This is a genomic window from Streptomyces sp. NPDC008086 (assembly GCF_042957325.1).
Classification (GTDB): domain Bacteria; phylum Actinomycetota; class Actinomycetes; order Streptomycetales; family Streptomycetaceae; genus Streptomyces.
In genome coordinates, this window is record NZ_JBIBIA010000003.1 from 514,787 (window position 1) to 534,774 (window position 19,988).

The 19,988-nt window shown below is 71.5% G+C and carries 19 protein-coding genes and 1 pseudogene; 16 read left to right on the top strand and 4 right to left on the bottom strand.

Features of this window, described 5'->3' with window-relative positions; translation table 11 throughout:
- Nucleotides 1-98: 98 nt before the first annotated feature.
- The 11 genes and pseudogenes from ACFZBP_RS12535 (at nt 99) to ACFZBP_RS12585 (ending at nt 10,856) form a co-directional block, all read left to right on the top strand.
- On the top strand, nt 99-512 hold the full coding sequence (locus ACFZBP_RS12535; protein ID WP_391412409.1) for a hotdog domain-containing protein: 414 nt from the start codon (nt 99-101) through the stop codon (nt 510-512).
- A gap of 469 nt (nt 513-981) precedes the next feature.
- Nucleotides 982-1,197 (top strand): type A2 lantipeptide, encoded by a 216-nt coding sequence (locus ACFZBP_RS12540; protein WP_383442906.1) that lies wholly within the window; start codon nt 982-984, stop codon nt 1,195-1,197.
- 146 nt (nt 1,198-1,343) lie between these two features.
- Nucleotides 1,344-2,150, top strand: coding sequence for an HlyD family efflux transporter periplasmic adaptor subunit (locus ACFZBP_RS12545; RefSeq protein WP_383442903.1), 807 nt, complete (start codon nt 1,344-1,346; stop codon nt 2,148-2,150).
- Nucleotides 2,147-4,372 carry an NHLP family bacteriocin export ABC transporter peptidase/permease/ATPase subunit gene (locus tag ACFZBP_RS12550; RefSeq protein ID WP_383442901.1) on the top strand — a complete coding sequence of 742 codons (2,226 nt, stop codon included), beginning with the start codon at nt 2,147-2,149 and terminating at the stop codon, nt 4,370-4,372. The genes ACFZBP_RS12545 and ACFZBP_RS12550 overlap by 4 nt, the downstream gene beginning before the upstream one ends.
- 1 nt (nt 4,373) lies before the next feature.
- Nucleotides 4,374-7,190, top strand: a complete 2,817-nt coding sequence (locus ACFZBP_RS12555; protein WP_391412412.1) for an NHLP bacteriocin export ABC transporter permease/ATPase subunit — start codon at nt 4,374-4,376, stop codon at nt 7,188-7,190.
- A gap of 69 nt (nt 7,191-7,259) precedes the next feature.
- Nucleotides 7,260-7,512, top strand: a pseudogene (locus ACFZBP_RS12560) (MFS transporter); the annotation flags it as partial.
- Nucleotides 7,513-7,617: 105 nt separating this feature from the next.
- On the top strand, nt 7,618-8,625 hold the full coding sequence (locus tag ACFZBP_RS12565) for a Ppx/GppA family phosphatase (RefSeq protein ID WP_391412415.1): 1,008 nt from the start codon (nt 7,618-7,620) through the stop codon (nt 8,623-8,625).
- Between the two features lie 73 nt (nt 8,626-8,698).
- Complete coding sequence (locus ACFZBP_RS12570; RefSeq protein ID WP_391412417.1) at nt 8,699-8,881, top strand: hypothetical protein; 183 nt, start codon at nt 8,699-8,701, stop codon at nt 8,879-8,881.
- Nucleotides 8,882-8,947: 66 nt separating this feature from the next.
- Complete coding sequence (locus ACFZBP_RS12575) at nt 8,948-9,979, top strand: iron-containing redox enzyme family protein (protein ID WP_391412419.1); 1,032 nt, start codon at nt 8,948-8,950, stop codon at nt 9,977-9,979.
- Complete coding sequence (locus tag ACFZBP_RS12580) at nt 9,980-10,657, top strand: HemK2/MTQ2 family protein methyltransferase (RefSeq protein WP_391412421.1); 678 nt, start codon at nt 9,980-9,982, stop codon at nt 10,655-10,657. It abuts the gene before it with no gap.
- A complete protein-coding gene (locus ACFZBP_RS12585; RefSeq protein ID WP_383442882.1) occupies nt 10,638-10,856 on the top strand; it encodes a CDGSH iron-sulfur domain-containing protein in 219 nt (72 codons plus the stop codon). The genes ACFZBP_RS12580 and ACFZBP_RS12585 overlap by 20 nt, the downstream gene beginning before the upstream one ends.
- Before the next feature lie 141 nt (nt 10,857-10,997).
- Here ACFZBP_RS12585 and ACFZBP_RS12590 read toward each other — a convergent pair whose 3' ends face one another.
- Nucleotides 10,998-11,432: a protease inhibitor gene (locus ACFZBP_RS12590; RefSeq protein WP_383442879.1), complete on the bottom strand. Its 435-nt coding sequence runs from the start codon at nt 11,430-11,432 to the stop codon at nt 10,998-11,000.
- Between the two features lie 324 nt (nt 11,433-11,756).
- Between ACFZBP_RS12590 and ACFZBP_RS12595 the strand changes: the two genes are divergently transcribed.
- The 5 genes from ACFZBP_RS12595 (at nt 11,757) to ACFZBP_RS12615 (ending at nt 17,025) form a co-directional block, all read left to right on the top strand.
- Nucleotides 11,757-12,308 (top strand): hypothetical protein, encoded by a 552-nt coding sequence (locus tag ACFZBP_RS12595; protein ID WP_391412424.1) that lies wholly within the window; start codon nt 11,757-11,759, stop codon nt 12,306-12,308.
- Nucleotides 12,309-12,589: 281 nt separating this feature from the next.
- Entirely contained in the window at nt 12,590-14,116 is a 1,527-nt protein-coding gene (locus tag ACFZBP_RS12600; protein ID WP_383444052.1) for a purine-cytosine permease family protein, read from the top strand.
- Nucleotides 14,113-14,808, top strand: a complete 696-nt coding sequence (locus ACFZBP_RS12605; protein WP_383442873.1) for an alpha/beta fold hydrolase — start codon at nt 14,113-14,115, stop codon at nt 14,806-14,808. The genes ACFZBP_RS12600 and ACFZBP_RS12605 overlap by 4 nt, the downstream gene beginning before the upstream one ends.
- A 73-nt stretch (nt 14,809-14,881) precedes the next feature.
- Complete coding sequence (locus ACFZBP_RS12610; RefSeq protein WP_391412426.1) at nt 14,882-16,051, top strand: alpha-hydroxy-acid oxidizing protein; 1,170 nt, start codon at nt 14,882-14,884, stop codon at nt 16,049-16,051.
- Nucleotides 16,048-17,025: an NAD(P)-dependent oxidoreductase gene (locus ACFZBP_RS12615; RefSeq protein WP_391412428.1), complete on the top strand. Its 978-nt coding sequence runs from the start codon at nt 16,048-16,050 to the stop codon at nt 17,023-17,025. Before ACFZBP_RS12610 ends, ACFZBP_RS12615 begins: the two co-directional genes overlap by 4 nt.
- A gap of 67 nt (nt 17,026-17,092) precedes the next feature.
- On the opposite strand, the gene ACFZBP_RS12620 is transcribed toward ACFZBP_RS12615, so the two are convergent.
- From ACFZBP_RS12620 to ACFZBP_RS12630, 3 genes are all read right to left on the bottom strand, one after another.
- Complete coding sequence (locus tag ACFZBP_RS12620; RefSeq protein ID WP_391412430.1) at nt 17,093-18,709, bottom strand: ricin-type beta-trefoil lectin domain protein; 1,617 nt, start codon at nt 18,707-18,709, stop codon at nt 17,093-17,095.
- A gap of 551 nt (nt 18,710-19,260) precedes the next feature.
- Nucleotides 19,261-19,638, bottom strand: a complete 378-nt coding sequence (locus ACFZBP_RS12625) for a toxin Doc (RefSeq protein ID WP_128435748.1) — start codon at nt 19,636-19,638, stop codon at nt 19,261-19,263.
- A gap of 3 nt (nt 19,639-19,641) precedes the next feature.
- Entirely contained in the window at nt 19,642-19,887 is a 246-nt protein-coding gene (locus tag ACFZBP_RS12630; RefSeq protein WP_383442860.1) for a hypothetical protein, read from the bottom strand.
- Nucleotides 19,888-19,988 lie beyond the last annotated feature (101 nt).

Genomic DNA, 19,988 nt, shown 5'->3' on the forward strand with positions numbered 1-19,988 from the left:
GCACGGGGCGTTCAATTCCGTTTCCGCGCGCCCTGCTCGAAACACCGAATCGGCCAAGGACCGCGCCTGGGGTTCCGGCGGCGGGAACAATCCCCCATATGACGATGACGACCGCCGAAGCCGACAAGATCCTCTCCGCCAACTTCGCCCCCTGGGTGCTCGCCCTCGGCCTCTGCGTGGAGGCGGTGGAGGACCGGCGCGCGATCCTGCGACTGCCCTGGTCGGACGGGCTGGCCCGGGAGGGCGGCGCCCTGTCCGGGCAGGCGTTGATGGCGGCCGCCGACACCGCCACCGTGATCGCCGTGTCGGCGGCGCGCGGGGCGTACGGGCCGATGACGACCGTGCAGCAGTCGACGTCGTTCCAGCGCGCGGTGCTCGGTTCGGATGTCCTGATCGAGGCGGTCGTCACCAAGCTGGGCCGCCGTATGGCGTTCGCCGACATCGTGATGACCGACGGGAGCTCGGGCGAGATCGCGGCCCGTGCGAGCACGGTGTACGCACTTCTGGGCTGACACGATCCGCTACCGATCAGTAACGGTCGGTTGAGAATCCCGAGCGGAATCCAGGCTTCAGGGAATCTGCACATTCAATACTCAACGAAGTCACCGTGGGCGGAGGTTCTGCACAAGGGAGCTACCGGCGGCCACCCCCTTGAGGCGGGAGTGTCGGATTCGCCACCGCATCGCCCTGCGGCCCGCCGGGCGGAGGCAACAGCCCGTCCGAGCCGATGCTGTGACTCATGTGAAGAAGTCGCCGACAAGACGTGCCCGCGTCTGCACGGATCGATGCGGCTGAGCGGAAAATGCGCTGGTGAGCCCGGAGTTTGATTGGAAGCCCGTACCCACAGCGTGCTTTGATCCATCGCACCGCAGGGGCCGTGTCCGGCTTCCGGAAACGGGCGCCTGCGGTCGCGGCCGTCATCTGTCCCCAGAGGGGGCCGCTCCCCCTTGTGAGATATCCATTAGGAAGGGAAGTTCCATCATGAACTCCACCCCCCAGGTTGAGACCGTCGAGATCTCCGACGCCGAGCTCGACAACGTCTCCGGCGGCCTGCAGGTCAACGCCGTGAACGGTGCCCTCGACGCTGTCAACGGCATCGCCCCGGTCTCCGGCCTGGTCGACACGGTCGTCGGCACCGTGGAGGGTGTCACCGGCCTGAACACCGCCCCGGTCTCGGGCCTGGTCGCCGGTCTCTGATCGCACCTTTTCGTAACCGCTGAGTCCCGGAACCTTTCCCCGGTTCCGGGGCTCTTCGGGTGCCTCGAGACAGACAGGCCCCGCCCCGCACCACGACCGGCCCACGCGCGCCGGTCTCCACTCATCCTCAGGTGAGGGAAAGTTCCGTGCAGTTCCGCCAACAGGCCCTCGCCAAGCTCCAGTCACCGGAGGAGCTCGATCTTCCGGTGCGCTTCGCCCGCCCCCAGGGCTGGCTGGTGCTCTGCGTGACGGTGGTCGTCATGGCCGCCGCGTCCGTGTGGGCGGTGACCGGTTCGGTCGCCTCCACGGTGAGCGCGCCCGCCGTCCTCACCCACGGCCAGGGCAGTTACATCCTCCAGAGCCCGGTCGCCGGCCAGGTCACCGCGGTCCTCGCCGAGCAGGGCCGGCGGCTCCCGGCGAACGCGCCCGTGCTGAAGGTCCGTACGGCCAAGGGCGAGACGGTCGTGCGCACGGTCGCCGCGGGCCGGGTCACCGCGCTCGCCGCCACCATCGGCCAGATCATCTCCACCGGCGCGAACGTCGCCGCCGTCGAGAAGGTCGCCCACGACAAGGACGCGCTGTACGCCACGGTGTACGTGCCCGCCGAGAACGCCGCCTCCATCCCCGACAAGGCCGCCGTCGACCTCACCGTCTCCTCCGTGCCCACCCAGGAGTACGGCGTGCTGCGCGGCCATGTGAAGTCGGTGGACCGCTCCGCGCAGTCGGCGCAGCAGATCGCCGCGTTCCTCGGGGACCAGCAGTTGGGCGAGCAGTTCACCAAGGACGGCAGGCCGGTGGCCGTACTGGTGAAGCTGGACAAGGAGTCGAGCACCGAGAGCGGTTACAAGTGGTCGTCCGCGGACGGGCCGCCGTTCTCCCTCACCTCCATGACCATGGCCGAGGCCTCGATCGAGCTGGCCGACGAGCGTCCCGTCGATTGGCTGCTGCCGTGAGCACCGCACAGGAGACCCGCGGCAGCAGGCGCCGCGCCACCCCGCCGAAGCGCCCCGTGCCCAAGGGCAGGTCGAAGACCGTCCGCACGCCGACCGTCCTGCAGATGGAGGCCGTGGAGTGCGGCGCCGCCTCCCTCGCGATGGTGCTCGGCCACTACGGCCGCCACGTCCCGCTCGAGGAGCTGCGCATCGCGTGCGGTGTCTCCCGCGACGGCTCGCGTGCCAGCAATCTGCTGAAGGCGGCCCGCAGCTACGGTCTGACGGCCAAGGGCATGCAGATGGACACGGCCGCCCTCGCCGAGGTGAAGACGCCGGCCGTCCTGTTCTGGGAGTTCAACCACTACGTCGTCTACGACGGCATGGGCCGCCGCTTCGGCCGCCGCGGCGTCTACATCAACGACCCCGCCAAGGGCCGTCGTTTCGTGCCCATGGAGGACTTCGACGGCAGCTTCACCGGTGTCGTGCTGGTGATGGAGCCCGGCGACGGCTTCAGCAAGGGCGGCCGCAAACCGGGTGTGCTCGGCGCGATGCCGGCCCGGCTGCGCGGCACCGCGGGCACGATGCCGGCCGCCGTCCTGGCGAGTCTGCTCCTGGTCGTGGTCGGCGCGGCGGTGCCCGCGCTGAGCCGCACCTACATCGACATGTTCCTCATCGGCGGCCAGACCTCCCTGCTGGGCGTGCTGTTCGCGTCGATGGGCACCTGTGTCGCGCTCACCCTCGTACTGACCTGGCTGCAACAGGCGAACCTGCTGCGCGGCCGCATCATCTCCTCCACCCTGTCCAGCGCCCGCTTCCTGCGGCATCTGCTGCGGCTGCCGGTGACATTCTTCTCCCAGCGCAGCCCGGCCGACCTGGTGCAGCGCCTGCAGTCGAACGACGCCGTGTCCGAGACGCTGGCCCGCGACCTCGCGGCGGCCGGCGTGGACGCGGTGGTCGTCGTGCTGTACGCGATCCTCCTCTACACCTACGACCCTCAGCTCACCTTCGTCGGCATCGGCGTCGCCCTGCTGAACGTCGTCGCCATGCGGGTCGTCATCCGGCTGCGGGCCACCCGTACCGCCAAACTGCGCGCGGACAGCGCCCGGCTCACCAACACCGCGTACACCGGTCTCCAGCTGATCGAGACGATGAAGGCGACCGGCGGCGAGGACGGCTACTTCCGCAAGTGGGCCGGACAGCACGCCACCACGCTGGAGGAGCAGCAGCGCCTCGGCGTGCCGAGCGCCTATCTGGGCGTGGTCGCACCGACGCTCGCGACGCTCAACTCCGCGCTCATCCTCTGGATCGGCGGCATGAGGGCGGTCGAGGGCGGCATATCCGTCGGCCTGCTGGTCGCCTTCCAGGCCCTGGTCACCCGCTTCACCGCCCCGATCACCCGTCTCAACGGCGTCGCCGGACGCATCCAGGACTTCGCCGCCGACGTGGCCCGGCTGAAGGACGTCGAGAACTTCGAGGCGGACCCGCTCTACGGCCGCCCCGGCACCGGCGAGTCGACGCGCCGCCTGCACGGCCACGTCGAGCTGCAGAACATCACCTTCGGCTACAGCCCGCTCGACAAGCCTCTGCTGACGGGCTTCGACCTGACGGTCGGCCCCGGCCAGCAGGTCGCCCTGGTCGGCGGCTCCGGCAGCGGCAAGTCGACCGTCTCCCGGCTGATCTCGGGCCTGTACGCCCCCTGGGAGGGCGTCATCCGCATCGACGACCAGCGCATCGAGGACATCCCGCGCGGCGCCCTCGCCGCCTCCGTCTCCTTCGTCGACCAGGAGGTGTTCCTCTTCGAGGGCACCATCCGCGACAACGTGGCGCTGTGGGACCCGTCGATCCCGGACGACGCCGTGGTGGACGCCCTGCGTGACGCGGCGCTCTACGACGTGGTGATGCGCCGCCCCGGCGGCATCCACAGCAAGGTGGAGCAGGACGGCCGCAACTTCTCCGGCGGTCAGCGCCAGCGTCTGGAGATCGCTCGGGCGCTGGTGCGCCGCCCCAGCATCCTCGTCCTCGACGAGGTGACCAGCGCGCTGGATGCCGAGACCGAGCTGGTCGTGATGGACAACCTGCGCAAGCGCGGCTGTGCCTGTGTGGTGATCGCGCACCGGCTCAGCACCGTGCGCGACAGCGACGAGATCGTCGTGCTCCAGCACGGCACGATCGTCGAACGCGGACGGCACGAGGAGCTCGTGGCGCGCGGTGGCGCGTACGCGGCGCTGGTCAAGGAGCGGTGAGATGACCTCCGTCCACGAGGGTGACCTCGTCCTCAACGCGCTCGGGCAGATGGGCACGCGCATCGACTGCGCCGGCTTCAACCGCCTCGACCTCGAAGGCCCGCAGGTGCTGTGGCTGGTCGCGTCCGGCGCGGTGGACCTGTTCGCGGTCGACGCCGGTCAGCAGGGCCACTGGCACCACCTGGGCCGTCTGGAGGCGGGCTCGCTGCTGCTCGGCCCGGTCGCGGGACCGCAGCACACGCTGGTGGCCCGCCCGCTCCGGGACTGCGTCGTACACCGGATAGGGCTGCGCGAGCTGTACCAGCCCGCGAACACGCAGACCTGGTCCTACGACGAGTACGGCAACCCGCAGTACGTGCCACCGCAGACGAGCCCCCTGGAGTACGCCCTCGCCCTGGGCGTCGGCCGCAGCCTCTCCATCCTCTTCCAGGCGCCGATGGCCACCGAGCGGGCGGCCGAGGTCACGGACGACGACGTCTTCTGGATGCAGGTGCCGCCCGGCAGCGTGCAGTACGGCTCGCTGTACGGCGCGGAGGCGGCCGCCGACCTGCTGATGGACCCGGCGGTCTGGCAGTCCATGGTCGACCAGCAGTACCGGCTGCTGACCACGCTGGACCGCTGGATCGAGCAGTTGGAGCGCACTCACGAGACGCGCACGGCGGAGGGCATCAAGGCCGGCGAGGCGGTGCGGGCCCAGGCCGACCAGACGCTGCTGGCGTCCATCGGCAAACGCGGCGACAAGCGCACGACGGCCGCCGACGCGGACGCCAGTTACGCGGCCTGCAAGCTGGTCGCGCAGGCGGCCGGGATCACGCTGGCCGAGCCCGCGCAGAGCGGCACCGAGAGCGACCGGCTCGACCCGGTCGAGCGGGTGGCCATCGCGTCGCGGGTACGCACCAGGGCCGTACGGCTGGACGGCCGGTGGTGGCGGGACAACGTGGGGCCGCTGGTGGGTCACCGGGCGCTGTCCGGTGCACCGGTCGCGCTGCTGTGGCGGCGCGGCGGCTATGTGGCCGTGCATCCGGCGACCGGTCGTGAGACGCCGATCGAGAAGGCCAACGCGGAGGAGTTCGAGCCGCGCGCGGTGATGTTCTACCGGCCGCTTCCCGACCGCGTGTTGAGCCCGCTCAGGCTGCTGCGGTTCAGCATGCGGGGCACGGGCGGCGATCTGACGAACCTGCTGATCAGCGGTCTGGTCACGGTCGCGATCGGTGCGCTGGTGCCGATCGCGACCGGCAAGATCCTCGGCGAGTTCGTGCCGAAGGCGCAGACCGGGCTGATCGTGCAGTTCTGTCTGGCCGTGATGATCAGCAGTGTCGTGGCGGCGGCCTTCATGCTGCTCCAGAACCTGACGATCCTGCGCCTGGAGGGCCGGATCGAGGCGACGCTGCAACCGGCCCTGTGGGACAGGCTGCTGCGGCTGCCCACGAAGTTCTTCACCGAGCGCTCGACCGGCGAGCTGGCGAGCCAGGCCATGGGCATCAGCGCGATCCGCCGGCTGCTGGCCGGAGTCGGTCCGGTCGTCGCGTCGTCGGTGACCGTGGGCGCGATGAACCTGGCGCTGCTGTTCTGGTACAGCGTGCCGATGGCGCTGGCGGCGATCGGCATGCTGGTCGTCATCGCGGGCGTGTTCCTGGGGCTCGGCCTGTGGCAGGTGCGCTGGCAGCGGCGGCTCGTGGTGCTCGGCAACAAGTTGAACAACCAGGCGTTCCAAACGCTGCGCGGCCTGCCGAAGCTGCGGGTCGCGGCGGCCGAGAACTACGCGTACGCGTCCTGGGCGGCGCAGTTCGCGCGCAGCCGTGAGCTCCAGCAGAAGGTGGGGCGCATCAAGAACCTCACCACGGTGATGGGCGCGGTCTATCTGCCGGTGTGCACGCTGCTGATGTTCATGCTGCTGGCGGGTCCGGCGCGCGGGACGATGTCGGCGGCGGCGTTCCTCACCTTCAACACCTCGGTGACGATGCTGCTGACCTCGGTCACCCAGCTGACCGGCTCGTTCGTGTCGGCGGTGGCCGCGCTGCCGCTGTTCGAGGAGATCAAGCCGGTGTTGGAGGCCACCCCCGAGGTACGCACGGCGAGCACCCGGCCGGGCCCGCTGACCGGGGCGATCGAGGCGCGCCGACTGTCCTTCCGGTACTCCGACGACGGCCCCCTGGTCCTCGACGACGTGTCCTTCGACGTCCGGCCGGGCGAGTTCGTGGCGGTCGTCGGCCCCAGCGGCTGCGGCAAGTCGACGCTGCTCAGGTTGCTGATCGGCTTCGACAAGCCGGTCTCGGGCAGTGTGCTGTACGACGGCCAGGACCTGTCGGCGCTGGACCAGTCGGCAGTACGCCGGCAGTGCGGGGTGGTGCTCCAGCATGCCCAGCCGTTCACCGGGTCCATCCTGGACGTCATCTGCGGCACCGAGCCGTACACGCCGGAGGAGGCGATGGCGGCGGCCGAGATGGCGGGGCTCGCCGAGGACATCAAGCGGATGCCGATGGGGCTGCACACCATCGTCTCGGGCAGCGGCGCGATCTCCGGCGGTCAGCGGCAGCGGCTGATGATCGCCCAGGCGCTCATCCGCCGCCCGCGCATCCTCTTCTTCGACGAGGCCACCAGCGCCCTCGACAACGAGACGCAGCGCACGGTCATCGAGTCCACCAAGGCCCTCAACGCCACCCGCATCGTCATCGCGCACCGCCTGTCCACCGTGCTGGACGCCGACCGCGTGATCGTGATGGAGGACGGCAAGGTGGCCCAGCAGGGGCCTCCGGCGCAGCTGCTGGCGGACACCAGCGGGCGACTGCACGAGCTGGTGCGACGCCAGATGGCCTGAACCGGCGCGCGGATCGGCGTCGGGCCGACCCGTCAGGCGTCCACGCCCTGGATGGGGGCTCCGGACGGGGCCTGGCTGACCGGGATCGGCATCGGCTCGCACTACACGACCGCGGTACTGCCGCAGCTGATCATCGTCGGCATGGGCCTGGGCATGGTCATGCCGCCCGCGATGCAGCTGGCCACCGGTGGTGTGGCGGCCGAGGACGCGGGCGTGGCCTCCGCGACGGTCAACGCCACGCAGCAGGGGGGGCGGTTCGATCGGTACGGCACTGCTCGACACGCACGCCGCCGCGAGCGCGGCCACGCCGTCCACAGGGAGACGGCGGCCCCTCCTCGCCGTCCGGGTACGGCGCTTGTGTCGCGCGGGGCGGCGCACGGGGGGCTGACACCGTTGGCACGACCGGGAAACGGGTATTCGCCGACGTATGCGAATCAGCGTGGTGGATGTGGGGTCGAACACGGTCCGGTTGGTGGTGGCCGACGCGGAGGGCGGGGTGCCGCTCCCGGTGCACACCGCCAAGTGGCGGCTACGACTGTCGGAACAGGTCAGACCCGGGGAGCCCGTCCCGGAGGAGGCCATCGAGCGGCTGGTCCACGCGGTCGCCGCGGCGGACCGCACCGCGAGCCGGTGGGGCGCGTCCTCACCCCTGGCCTTCGCGACCGCGGTGGTGCGCGCCGCCCCGAACCGCCGGGAGGTGCTGCGCGCCGTGCGGACGCGGACGGGCGTGCCGCTGTGCACGCTGCCGGGCGAGGTGGAGGCCGAGCTGACGTTCCTCGGGGCGCGCCGGTGGATGGGCTGGCGGTCGGGGCCGCTCGCGCTGCTGGACATCGGCGGCGGCTCGCTCGAAGTGGCCTTCGGACGCGGCCGGTTGCCCGACTTCGTGGCGTCGCTGCCGCTCGGCGCGGCACGGCTGACCCATGAGTTCTTCGACGGCGAGGACCCGCCGACGACCGCACGGATACGTGCCATGCGCCGCAAGGTCCGCCACCAGCTGCGGGACGTCGCGGCCCGGATCCGCTGGGAGGGACCGCGCACGGCGGCGGCCACCTCGCGTACGTTCCAGCAGCTGGGCCGGTTGTGCGGGGCGGCGGCGGGGCGTCACGGACCGTTCGTGGAGCGGCGGTTGACGCGCTCGGACCTGCGCGACGCCGTCGGCCGCCTCTCCCTGCTGCCCGCCGCCGAACGCGCCCTGCTCCCCGGTATCTCCGCCCCGCGCGCCGCGCAGAGCCTGGCCGGCGCGGTGGTCGCGCACACCGCGATGAAGCTGACCGGCCTGCGCGGGGTCACGATCTGCCCGTGGGCGATCCGCGAAGGGATCATGCTGCGGCACATAGAGGACGGCGCCTCCTGGTGGGCGGAGGTGTCCCGCCTCGAGGAGGAGACCGCCCCCGCCGAGCCGGTACCGCTGCGGATCGCGCCCGCGAGCAGCTGAACCGCCACCGACGGCAGGGCGCCGAGCCCCTGACACACACCCCACGACCTGGCCGACGACGGAAGGAGACACCGTGTCCGGCGAGAGGAAGCCGCGGCAGGGACAGCCGGAGACGGCGCTGGAGGAGGCGCTGAAGGAGATCTCGGACGCCGCCCACCGCACCGAGGAGTCCACCGAGCGGCGCCGCCGAAGGGGCGAGGCCGGCGAGGCCGTCACCCCGAACACACGGGCCCAGGAGGAGTCCGAGGGCGAGTGATCGTGCCGTGCGCTGCCGGGCGGCACCCGCGCGGGTGGCCGGGCGCGCCCCGGGTACTCGGCGGCCATGGCACATGACGTCCGAAAGGCTGAGGAAGACGAGGGCCCCCGGCTGCCGTCCGCACGGGGCCCCGTCTCCGCCGCCGTCGAGGAGTACCTGCGGGGCGCGGGCCCGCCGCCCGGGAGCCAGGACATCGCGGGCGCGTCCGTCTACGGCGACGACCTCCAGCTGGCCCTCTACCTCTGCTACGAGCTGCACTACCGTGGCTTCGCCGGCGTGCCCGAGTCCTGCGAGTGGGACCCGGACCTGCTGCGCGTCCGCGCGGCGCTGGAGCACCGCTTCCTGACCGCCCTGCGCGCGGACGCCCCCGCCCACGACAGCGTGGAGGACGCGCTGGCCGACCTCCTCGTCGAGCCCGTCGACGGCGACGGCGTCAGCCACTACCTGTCCGCCGAGGGCGAGTTGTGGCAGGTACGCGAGTACGCGGCCCAGCGGTCCCTGTACCACCTGAAGGAGGCGGACCCGCACGCCTGGGTGCTGCCGAGGCTGTGGGGCAGGGCCAAGGCCGGCATGGCGGCGGTGGAGTTCGACGAGTACGGCGGCGGCCGCCCCGACCGGGTCCACGCGCGCCTCTTCGCCGACCTGATGACCGACCTCGGCCTGGACACGACGTACGGGCACTATCTCGACCAGGGCGCCGCTGAGGCCCTGGCGACGGTCAACCTGATGTCCCTGCTCGGTCTGCACAGGGCGTTGCGTGGAGCGCTCGTCGGCCACTTCGCCGCGGTCGAGATCACCTCGTCGCCGGCCTCGCGGCGACTGGCCGACGCGATGCGCCGCACGGGCGCCGGACCCGCCGCCGAGCACTTCTACGACGAGCATGTCGAGGCGGACGCGGTGCACGAGCAGGTCGTACGGCACGAGGTCGTCGGCGGCCTGCTCGCCGAGGAGCCGCAACTCGCTCCCGACGTGACCTTCGGCATCGACGTCACCGGCCATCTGGAGGACCGCTTCGCCGACCGGCTGCTCGGCGCCTGGCGCAGGGGACGGACATCGCTGCACCAGGGACCACGGTCCGTAATCCCCCATATTTCCTGAATGCCGGGGTACCCGAGGCCGGTGAGAACACTGGTACCACCGGGCGTGTACGCCCCTCAGGAAGACACCGACCTGCTGGTCGGGGCCCTGCGCGACGAGCCGCTGCCGGACGGCGCGACCGTTCTCGACCTGGGCACCGGTTCGGGCGCGCTGGCGATCGAGGCGGCGCGCCGCCGCGGCACGCGGGTGACCGCGGTGGACGTGTCCTGGCGGGCGGTGTGCACGGCACGGCTGAACGCCCGGTTGGCCCGGCTCCAGGTCCACATCCGGCACGGCAACCTCTTCGCTCCGGTCCGGGGGCAGTCGTTCGACCTCATCCTGGCCAATCCGCCCTATGTGCCGGCCCCGGAGTCGGCTCAGGCGCCGCGTGGCGCGGCCCGTGCCTGGGACGCCGGCCGGGACGGGCGGCTCGTCCTCGACCGGATCTGCCGGGAGGCCCCCGGCCTGCTGCGCCCTGGCGGTGTCCTCCTGGTCGTGCACTCGGCGCTGAGCTGCCCCGACCGGACGCTGACGTGTCTGCGCGGGGCGGGGCTGAAGGCGTCCGTGACGCGGCGTCGGGTGATCCCGTTCGGGCCGGTGCTGCGCTCGCGCGAGGGCTGGCTGCGGGAGCGCCGTCTCATGGAAGCCCCTGACCGGAGGGAAGAGCTGGTGGTCGTCCGTGCCGAACTCCCCGTCTGACGAACCGCGCCGGATCAAGGTCCAGCGCCAGGGCCCGGTCCTGGTGGAGGGGCCGGTCGAGGTGGAACTGGAGGACGGCTCCGTCGTCGTCTCCGACCGCTTCCGCGTCGCCCTGTGCACCTGCCGTCGCAGCCGACGCTACCCGTGGTGCGACACCAGCCACCGTGACCGGGCGAAGGACCGCGCCAAGGACCGGTGAGTCGTTGCCGAGGTGCCGGCCAGGCGGCCCCACTCCGCCTGGCCGACCCCCGGTGCGAGATCGCAAGGGGCCCTCGACAGCACTCGCACTCCCCATCCGCGAGCCGCTGCCGAACTGCACGGGACCGCGCGATCCCGGTCCTTAGAACGCGAAGAGGCTCGTGGTGTAGGAGCCCTTCACGCACTCGTTGCCGAAGGTGCGCTCATAGGAGACGCGCTGTCCCTGCCAGACCCCGTCGACCGTGACGATCACGGGGTCGTACTGCTTGGTGCAGAGCACGCCGTCTCTACTCCTCAGGGCGTCGAAGTTCCCGCCCACACCGCGCAGTTCGACGCACGCGGAGGCGGCATCGGGATGGGTACCCGAGGGCGTCGGGGCGCAGCTGAGGGTGACGGCGCGCACCGGCGTCGTCAGGGTGGCGTCGTCGCCGTGGGCCAGGGTGAGCACCAGCGCCGAGGGGGCGTAGAGCGAGGCGGGAGCGGCGTCCGGGGCGGCGAGGGCGGATCCGGTCAGGGGTCCGCAGACGGCGGTGGCCGTGAGAGCGAGGGTCGCTGCCCAGCGCGCGGTGTTCCGCATTGTGTGCATCCTTCCGCTTGATTCGGGGGTGTGCCGGCTCCGGCGCGATCGGTGCCGGAGCGACGAGCGGGAGTCTGCCGAGTCCACGGCGGAAACTCACATCGACACCACGTGTTTCAGTAACCTTGCGTATTGAATCAGTGGCGTGAAGTAACGGAGTTCGAACGTTCCAACGCCGGAAGTTGGCGGTTCTTGATCGTTCCAAGTCGCCGAGTGGCCGGATCACGCACGCTGATTAATAGGCCTGAAACATTCCGGTTGAGCCCTCGGCGGACACGTCCGCACCCCCTTGTGTTCATGGACGGGCCGAGTAATCGTCATTACATGATTACGAGCGAGCAACGAGAGAAGCTGCGCGGCTGGCTCGCCGGCCGCCTGCCGGACGACCTCTTCGAGGAGCTGACCGAGGTGACGGTCGACCGCGAGGAGATCACCGTGATCGGCCGCATCCCCGCTCCCCACCTGGCCGAGGGCGTCTCGGCCGCCGAGCGGGAGGCGGCCCTGGAGGGCAGGATCCAGGAGTTCCGGGAGCGCACCCGGGACGCGCGGATCGCCGTGGCCCGGGACGCCGAGCACCGGTTCCGCCGGAAGGTCTCCTGGGGCGTGCAGTGCGGCCCCGAGCGCGCCCTGTTCACCCATGTCGCCGCCCCCGTGATGACCCGGCTGCGACAGCCCGAGCGCCAGGTCCTGGACACCCTGATCGCCGGCGGGGTCGCCCGCAGCCGCAGCGACGCCCTCGCCTGGTGCGTGCGACTGGTCCAGCGGCACACCGACGACTGGCTCACCGAGCTGCGCGAGTCCCTGGAGAACGTGCAGCGGGTGCGGGCGCAGGGGCCGGACACGGAACCCGGGGAGGCGCCCACGGACACCGAGTGATGGAGGTTTCCTCCACTGACGGCACCGAAGATGGATGAACCGTCCTCTGGTGCGGATCTTGCGCGGCGCCGTACCGTCTGCTGATCCCGAGAGGACGGCATCCGCGGACTGCCCGCACACCCCAGCGGCAGACGCCGGCCGTCGGCCCCGCCGCGCCACAACGCGCTCCACCGCCCCGTCCCCGCTGGAGCCCTCCTGTGTCCCCACAGTCCCCCGACGCCCCGCGGTCATCTCAGCCCCCGCAGACCGAACAGCCCTCCCCCGGACCCTCCTTGACCGAGGTGGAGACCCACGGCGTCGACCGCATCCCCGACGCCGAGCGCGGCGCGAGTCCGCTGGACCTGTTCCGCCTCGCCTTCGGTGGCGCCAACACCTTCTCCACCTGTGTGCTGGGCGCCTTCCCGATCCTGTTCGGCCTCTCCTTCTGGCAGGGCCTCGCTGCCACGCTCCTCGGAGTCGTCGCCGGCGCGCTGATCCTGTGCCCCATGGCGGTGTTCGGGCCGGTCAACGGCACCAACAACGCCGTCTCGTCCTCCGCGCACCTCGGCGTGCACGGCCGTGTGGTCGGCTCGTTCCTCTCGCTGCTGACGGCCGTCGCGTTCTTCTCCATCTCGGTGTGGAGTTCGGGCGACGCCCTGGTCGGCGGCGCGCACCGGCTGTTCGCCCTGCCGCGCGGCAACCTGTCGTACGTCGTCGCCTACGCCCTGTTCGCCGGTCTGGTCCTCGCGGTGTGCGTGTACGGCTTCCGCTTCATGCTGTTCGTCAACAAGGTCGCCGTGCCCTCGGCGAGCGTGCTGTTCCTGATCGGCGTGATCGCCTTCGCCGGTGACTTCGACCCGTCGTACGCGGGCGTCTTCACGGACTCCGCGGACGCGGCGACCCGGTCGCTGTTCTGGCCGTCGTTCATCGGCGCGGCCCTCATCGTGCTGTCCAACCCGGTCTCGTTCGGCGCGTTCCTGGGCGACTGGTCGCGCTACATCCCGGCGTCCACTCCGCGCCGCAGGGTGATCGGCGCCGCGTTCCTGTCGCAGATCGCGACGCTGCTGCCGTTCGTGTTCGGCCTGGGGACCGCGAGCATCATCGCCACGAAGGTTCCCGAGTACGTCGATCCGGCGGCACCCGACTTCGTGGGCGGACTGCTGGCCATCTCACCCGGCTGGTACTTCCTGCCGGTGTGTCTGCTGGCGCTGATCGGCGGCATGGCCACGGGTACGACCGCGCTGTACGGGACCGGGCTGGACTTCTCCTCGGTGTTCCCGCGGCTGTCGCGGGTTCAGGCGACGCTGCTGGTCGGCGCGTTGTCGATCGCGTTCATCTTCGTCGGGCGGTTCGGGCTGAACCTGGTCCAGTCGATCTCGACCTTCGCCACGATGATCATCACCTGCACGACTCCGTGGATGGTCGTGATGATGCTGGGCTACTGGACCCGGCGCGGCTGGTACGACCCCGACGCCCTGCAGGTCTTCAACCGCCGTCAGCGCGGCGGCCGTTACTGGTTCGCGCACGGCTGGAACTGGCGAGGCATGACGGCCTGGTGGGTGGCGGCGCTGATCGGCGTGCTGTTCACCAACATCCCGGGGCAGTTCGTCGGCCCGCTGGGCGGTCTGGCGAACGGGGTGGACATCAGCCTGCCGTTGTCGCTGGTCGTGGCCGCGGTGCTGTTCCTGGCGCTGTTGCGGCTGTTCCCCGAACCCCGGGCGGTGTACGGGCCTCAGGGTGCGCGGCTGGCGCGCACGGTCGAGGTGCCGGTGCCGCCGATCAGCGGGCCGGGGGCGTTGTCAGTGCCGTCGGTTAGCTTGCCCTCATGACTGAATTCGTTCTGGTGGCAGGTGCGAAGCTGGGCGCGTGGGCGTGGGACGAGGTGGTGCCCGACTTGCGGGCGGCCGGACACGGCGTACATGCGCTGACCTTGTCCGGGCTGGCCGAGAAGCGGGGCACACCGGCCGGGCAGCAGACCCATGTGCGGGACATCGTCGAGGAGGTGGAGCGGCTCGACCTGCGGGACGTGGTGCTGGTCGGGCACAGCTACTCGGGCATACCGGTGGGGCAGGCCGCCGAGCGCATCGGTGACCGGCTGGCGCGGGTGGTGTACGTCGACGCGAGCGTCCCGGCCGACGGGAAGTCGTTCCTGTGGGGTTGGCCGAGCGACGGGGTGCGGGCGGCGATCGAGGCGAACGACGGCTACTGGCCGTCCTTCTCGGCGGAGGACCTGGCGGACCAGGACCTCACGGATGAGCAGATCGCCCGGATCGTGCGCGACTCGACGCCGCACCCCGGCGCCTCGCTGACCGAACCGGCCGTGGTGACCCGCCCGCTCGCCGAGTTGCCGTCGACCTACGTCAAGTGTCTGCTGGACTGGCCCGAGCCGAGCGACGACGTGGCCGAACTCCTCAAGAGCGACCGCTGGCAGCTGGTGACCATGAACACCGGCCACTGGCCGATGTTCTCCCAGCCGCACGAACTGGCCCGCATCCTGCACGAATCCGTGACCGCCCCCTGATCCACTCCCCCGCCTACCGGTCGGTATGGTCGGCGTACAGCGCGTTCTCACTGACGAGAGGCGGGGCCTACGCATGGGCAAGCACTGGGCGGACTTCCAGTACGAGATCTATCTGAACGGCATGACGGGCGCCGTGCCCCGGCTGCCCACCGATCTGACCCGGCTGGAGGAGCTGACCGAGCAGCGCCTCGGCCCCGGCCCCGTCGGCTATGTGGCGGGCAGCGCGGGCGACGGCAGCACCGCCCGCGCCAACCGGGCGGCGCTGCGGCGCCGCCGGATCGTGCCGCGCATGCTGCGGGACGTGCACGAACGGGACCTGTCCGTCGAGGTGCTGGGCCGCTCCCTGCCCGCCCCGCTGGCCCTCGCGCCCGTCGGCGTGCTGTCGATCATGCATCCGGACGCGGAGTGCGCGGCCGCCAGGGCCGCTGCCGCGCAGGGCGTGCCGTTCATCCTCTCCTCGGCGTCCAGCACCCCGCTGGAGCAGGTCGCCGAGGCGATGGGGGACGCCGAGCGCTGGTTCCAGCTGTACTGGCCGAAGGACCCGGAGGTGGCCCGCAGTTTCCTCGGCCGGGCGAAGGCGGCCGGATTCACCGCGCTCGTCGTCACGCTGGACACACCGATGCTGGCGTGGCGGCCCCGCGACCTCGACCAGGCGTATCTGCCGTTCCTGCACGGCGTGGGCACCGCCAACTACTTCTCCGACCCGGCTTTCCAGGCCGGGCTTGCCAAGCCGGTCCACGAGGATCCGAACGCGGCCGTGATGCACTTCGTCGGCATGTTCTCGGACCCCGCCAAGACCTGGCCCGACCTGGCCTTCCTGCGGGAGAACTGGGACGGCCCGATCGTCCTGAAGGGCATCCTGCACCCGGACGACGCCCGCGCGGCCGCCGACGCCGGGATGGACGGCGTCGTCGTCTCCAACCACGGCGGCCGCCAGGTGGCCGGCTCCATCGGCGCGGCGGACGCCCTGCCCCGGGTCGTGGAGGCGGTCGGCGACCGGGTGGCCGTCCTCTTCGACAGCGGCGTCCGCACCGGCGACGACGTCTTCAAGGCCCTCGCTCTCGGCGCGCGGGCGGTGCTCGTCGGACGGCCGTACGCGTACGGGCTCGGCCTCGACGGCCAGGCCGGCGTCGAGCACGTCATCCGCTGTCTGCTCGCCGAACTCGACCTCACCCTCGCCCTGTCCGGGCACGCCACCCCCGCCACGATCGGCCCCGCCGACCTCGTCGAGGAATCCGCATGACCGCCACGAAGAACGTCCTCGCCGTCATCTCGCCGCACGTGGGCGGCCGTGGCATCGGTGCCGGGCTCGCCACCCTGTTCCCCGAGAGTGCGAACGTCACCGTCGTCGAGACGGCCGACGAGGACCCGGCCGCGCTGCGCGCCGCGCACGCCGTCATCACCGCGCTCGCCCCGGTGACCGCCGAACACCTCGCCGCCGCACCGGAGTTGGAGCTGGTGCAGTGCGCGAGTCACGGCTTCGACTACGTCGACGCGGCGGCGGCGCGCGAGCGCGGGGTGAGCGTGTGCAACATCGGTTCCAGCGGTGCCGAGGCGCAGAACGTGGCCGAGCAGACCTTCGCCCTGATGCTCGCCCTGGCCAAGCAGCTGGTCCCCGCCCACACCGCGCTGGTCGAGGCCGACTGGGCCCTCCCCCGGCTCCAGCACTCCCTGACCGAGCTGTCCGGCAAGACCCTCGGCATCGTGGGCCTGGGACAGATCGGGCGTGAAGTGGCCCGCCGCGCGGTCGCGTTCAACATGAGCGTCGTCTACGCCGGGCGGCGCCGACTGCCGGCTGAGACGGAGTCCGCCCTCGGCGGCGCCCGCCACCTCCCGCTCGACGACCTGCTGCGCACCGCCGACTACGTCTCCCTGCACGCCCCGCTCACCGACGAGACCCGGCACCTCCTGAACGCCGAGCGCCTCGCGCTCCTCAAGCCGACGGCGTTCGTCATCAACACCGCCCGCGGCGCCCTGATCGACCAGGACGCCCTCGCGGACGCGCTGGAGAAGGGCGCGCCGGGCGGTGCGGGCATCGACGTCTTCGACCCCGAACCCCCCACCCCGACCCTGCGCCTCCTGCGCGCCCCGAACGTGGTGCTCTCCCCGCACGCCGGCGGCGTCACCCGCGAGACCCTGGTCCGCATCGCCCTGGCGGCCGTCCAGAACGTGACGGCCTTCCTGTCGGACGAGGCGCCGCGGGACGTGGTGAACTAGGCCGGCGATCGCGAGGGCGGGCCCCTGAGGAGCCGCCCGAGCGACCGCCGCGCCTTCCGCTCACTCCCTAGGCGTTCTCCTCCCCCACGCGCACGGACCGCACCCCCGGCGATTCGACCTCCGCGCTCGAGAGCGACCCGGGGCTCGCCGACGTCGGCGGGGAGGTCAGCCAGCGCTGCGACTCCGAGTCGTCGCGGACCTTGACGACGATGTCGGCGGACTTGTCGGCGATGGTGGGGGCGAGGGCGAGGCGTTCGTCCCAGCGGGGCAGCAACTCGCCCCGCACGGTGAGGTCGTAGCGCACGTCGTCGGCCCGCTCGGAGTCGCCGTCGGCGCACTTGCCGAGGATCACCACACCGGCGTCCTTGTGGGAGTCGAGGCACAGGTCGGGGTCCGCCACGCTGCGCAGCAGGCCGTCCTTCTCGTACGACCACCGCTGGGTGTCGTCGTCCGAGCACTCCGCCAGCTCGGTCCCGGCGCCGGCCTTCGGCTCGCCCCGGATGTCGAGGCACAGGTCGGCCTCGGCGTTGCGGAAGCTGGTCCGGCGTGGCGCGTTGGGGAGTTGGGCGGTGCCCGGCGGGGAGGTGGACGCCGCGGGGGGCGCCTGGGAGGCGGTGTTGCCGCCGGTGGCGGAGGCGGCCGGGTCGACCCCGTCGTCGTCCGAGAGCAGGCCCGCGGCGAGCATGATGGCGATCAGTCCGGCCGAGGCCACGCCCACGCCCGTGAGCAGCGTCCGCGAGGAGCGCGCGGCGCCGGGTGCCCGGCGGATCTGCGCGGGGATCCGGGACATGAGGTGGCGTCGTGCGGCGCCGTGCCGGGCGGCGCCGCGGGCGCGGGGCTCGGAGGAGCGCGTACGGCCAGGTCTGGTGTCCAGATAGCGGCGCGCGCCCCAGCCGAGCACCGCCTCGGCGATGAGCACGCCCAGCCCGCCCTCGAAATGGCTCAGTTGTTCGGCGGCGTTACGGCAGTAGCGGCACTGCGTCAGATGCTGCTGGACGTCCGGCAGCAAGGCCCCGCCCCGCCGAATCGGAACGTCGAGGAGGCGGTTGTAGAACCGGCAATCCTTGGTCGGCGCGAGTTCCCGATGGGCATGTACACAACCTTCGCGGAATTTATCACGCGCTTGTTCGAGAGCGGCCGAGGCGGTGACGGTATCCATGCCCAACAGACCGGCGGGCACGCTTAGCGGCTCGGCCTCGACCTCGGTATGCCAGAGCAGACAGCGGGCAAGTCCCGGAAGCGACTGGAATGACCGATCGGCGAGCCTGCGATTTTCCGGTGTCATGGACTTCGCGGTCCGCATACCGCGACCGCCCGCGGGTTTCCCCAGCTCCGGCAGAACACCCGCTATTCGGTCGTCCGCCGACCACTGGCGGACCGCGTCCCGGACTGCCACGAGCAGCCGGGGACGCAGCGCCGCGGCCGGTTCGCCGAGCGCCAGGCGGTCGAGGACCTGATGGAAGGCGGCGGCGGTGACCATGTCGGCGGCCGGCTCCGGGGAGGCGAGGCAGATCTCCGCGTACGCGTGGACCGGTTGCCAGTGCCGCGCCATGAGCAGCGCGACGGACGGAGCGGCCTCGCCGTCCGGACGGCCCCGCAACCGGGCGGCGAGACCTTCGTCGGATTCCTCCGGTTCCCCGCCGGGCGGGGGGTAAGGAGGGCGAGGGGGGTGGGGGGTGGGCACTGAACGGATTCCTTCCCACGCTCAAGACACGGAAGTTCCCTTCGCCGAAAAGGACCGAGCGACTTGGTGTGTACCTCTTCGGCACGAGCGGGGGAGCAGGAATTCGCCCACGTCCATCCGCTCCGGTTCCTCACGGAACGCATGAGACCCGGCCTTTTTCCACCCCCCACGGGTAGTTCACCCTTGCACAGCACACGGATGGCCAACAAGACACTTGGGCAACATGGGCACCTTTGAAAGAAAGTCAGATTCGGCGGCAACTCGCCACACGCGCGCGAGCTTTCGACATTCCATGCGCCCCGTGTGAAACGCGCGCCCACGCCGCCGCACCACGCACGCTCCCCGGCGGGTACGCCCACGTGGTCCACTGGGAGCGGCCCTCTCGGAAGGCCCCGCGCAGGGACGGCGGCTCTCCTGCGCGCCATGGGCCGCCGACCCCGTTCCTCCCGCCCTCGGTCGGCGGCCCCAGGGCGGCGGGGACGGGGACCGGAACGGCGGCCGAGACAGCAGGGTGGCGGGGTTCGGGTCTGCTCAGATCCGCTCAGATCCGCTCAGATCTGCCAGGAGCGCAGCCGGTCGGCCGCGCCGTACACGTCGACCTTGCCGGAGATCAGGTCGCGCGCGAGGTCGACGAGGGCGCCGTAGGGCGGGTCGATGCCGACGCCGCTGACGAACATGTAGGCCACCGCGGACGCGCAGGCGAACCGGGCGTTGGCCGAGGGCAGCGGCTTGAGCAGGGCCAGGGTGTGCAGCAGCGCGGCGGCCCGCCAGGCCGGGTCGGAGTCGACGCCCAGACGGGGCGGATCCACGCGATGGCGGGCGACGGCGGCGACCAACGCGCTGAAGTCGTTGATCGTGGGCTGGTCCGGCAGGACCTCTTCGTGGCGCTGGAGCAGCCAGGGCACGTCGATATGGATGACGGGTGCCATCGGTCAGGCGGCCCGCCCCTCGCCCTTGGCGGTCGGTTCGTCGTCGGGGAAGGCCGCGGCGAACTCGTCGGCGTGCGACGCGAAGAACCGGCGGAACGCCTCGGCGCCCTCCTGCAGTGCCCGGTGCCGGGCTATGTCGGCCGCCGCGGCCTCGCGCACGAGCGCCTTCATCGACGTACCGCGTTCCTTGGCGATCTGCCGCAGGTCCTCGAGCTCGCGGTCGCTGAACTCCACGTTGAGAGCTGGCATGGCCTCACGGTACCGCTCGGGTACTCACGCGTAAATACGCGCAGGTCAAGTGTGATGCACGTCGGTACCAGTCGACCATGGACCACCCCGCGCCACACACC

Excerpts from the sequence above, each read along its gene's own strand:
- ACFZBP_RS12535 (WP_391412409.1), top strand. The coding sequence starts at position 99 with ATGACGATGACGACCGCCGAAGCCGACAAGATCCTCTCCGCCAACTTC.
- ACFZBP_RS12540 (WP_383442906.1), top strand. The coding sequence starts at position 982 with ATGAACTCCACCCCCCAGGTTGAGACCGTCGAGATCTCCGACGCCGAG.
- ACFZBP_RS12555 (WP_391412412.1), top strand. The coding sequence starts at position 4,374 with ATGACCTCCGTCCACGAGGGTGACCTCGTCCTCAACGCGCTCGGGCAG.
- ACFZBP_RS12565 (WP_391412415.1), top strand. The coding sequence starts at position 7,618 with ATGCGAATCAGCGTGGTGGATGTGGGGTCGAACACGGTCCGGTTGGTG.
- ACFZBP_RS12575 (WP_391412419.1), top strand. The coding sequence starts at position 8,948 with ATGGCACATGACGTCCGAAAGGCTGAGGAAGACGAGGGCCCCCGGCTG.
- ACFZBP_RS12580 (WP_391412421.1), top strand. The coding sequence starts at position 9,980 with ATGCCGGGGTACCCGAGGCCGGTGAGAACACTGGTACCACCGGGCGTG.
- ACFZBP_RS12590 (WP_383442879.1), bottom strand. The coding sequence starts at position 11,432 with ATGCGGAACACCGCGCGCTGGGCAGCGACCCTCGCTCTCACGGCCACC.
- ACFZBP_RS12595 (WP_391412424.1), top strand. The coding sequence starts at position 11,757 with ATGATTACGAGCGAGCAACGAGAGAAGCTGCGCGGCTGGCTCGCCGGC.
- ACFZBP_RS12605 (WP_383442873.1), top strand. The coding sequence starts at position 14,113 with ATGACTGAATTCGTTCTGGTGGCAGGTGCGAAGCTGGGCGCGTGGGCG.
- ACFZBP_RS12610 (WP_391412426.1), top strand. The coding sequence starts at position 14,882 with ATGGGCAAGCACTGGGCGGACTTCCAGTACGAGATCTATCTGAACGGC.
- ACFZBP_RS12615 (WP_391412428.1), top strand. The coding sequence starts at position 16,048 with ATGACCGCCACGAAGAACGTCCTCGCCGTCATCTCGCCGCACGTGGGC.
- ACFZBP_RS12625 (WP_128435748.1), bottom strand. The coding sequence starts at position 19,638 with ATGGCACCCGTCATCCATATCGACGTGCCCTGGCTGCTCCAGCGCCAC.
- ACFZBP_RS12630 (WP_383442860.1), bottom strand. The coding sequence starts at position 19,887 with ATGCCAGCTCTCAACGTGGAGTTCAGCGACCGCGAGCTCGAGGACCTG.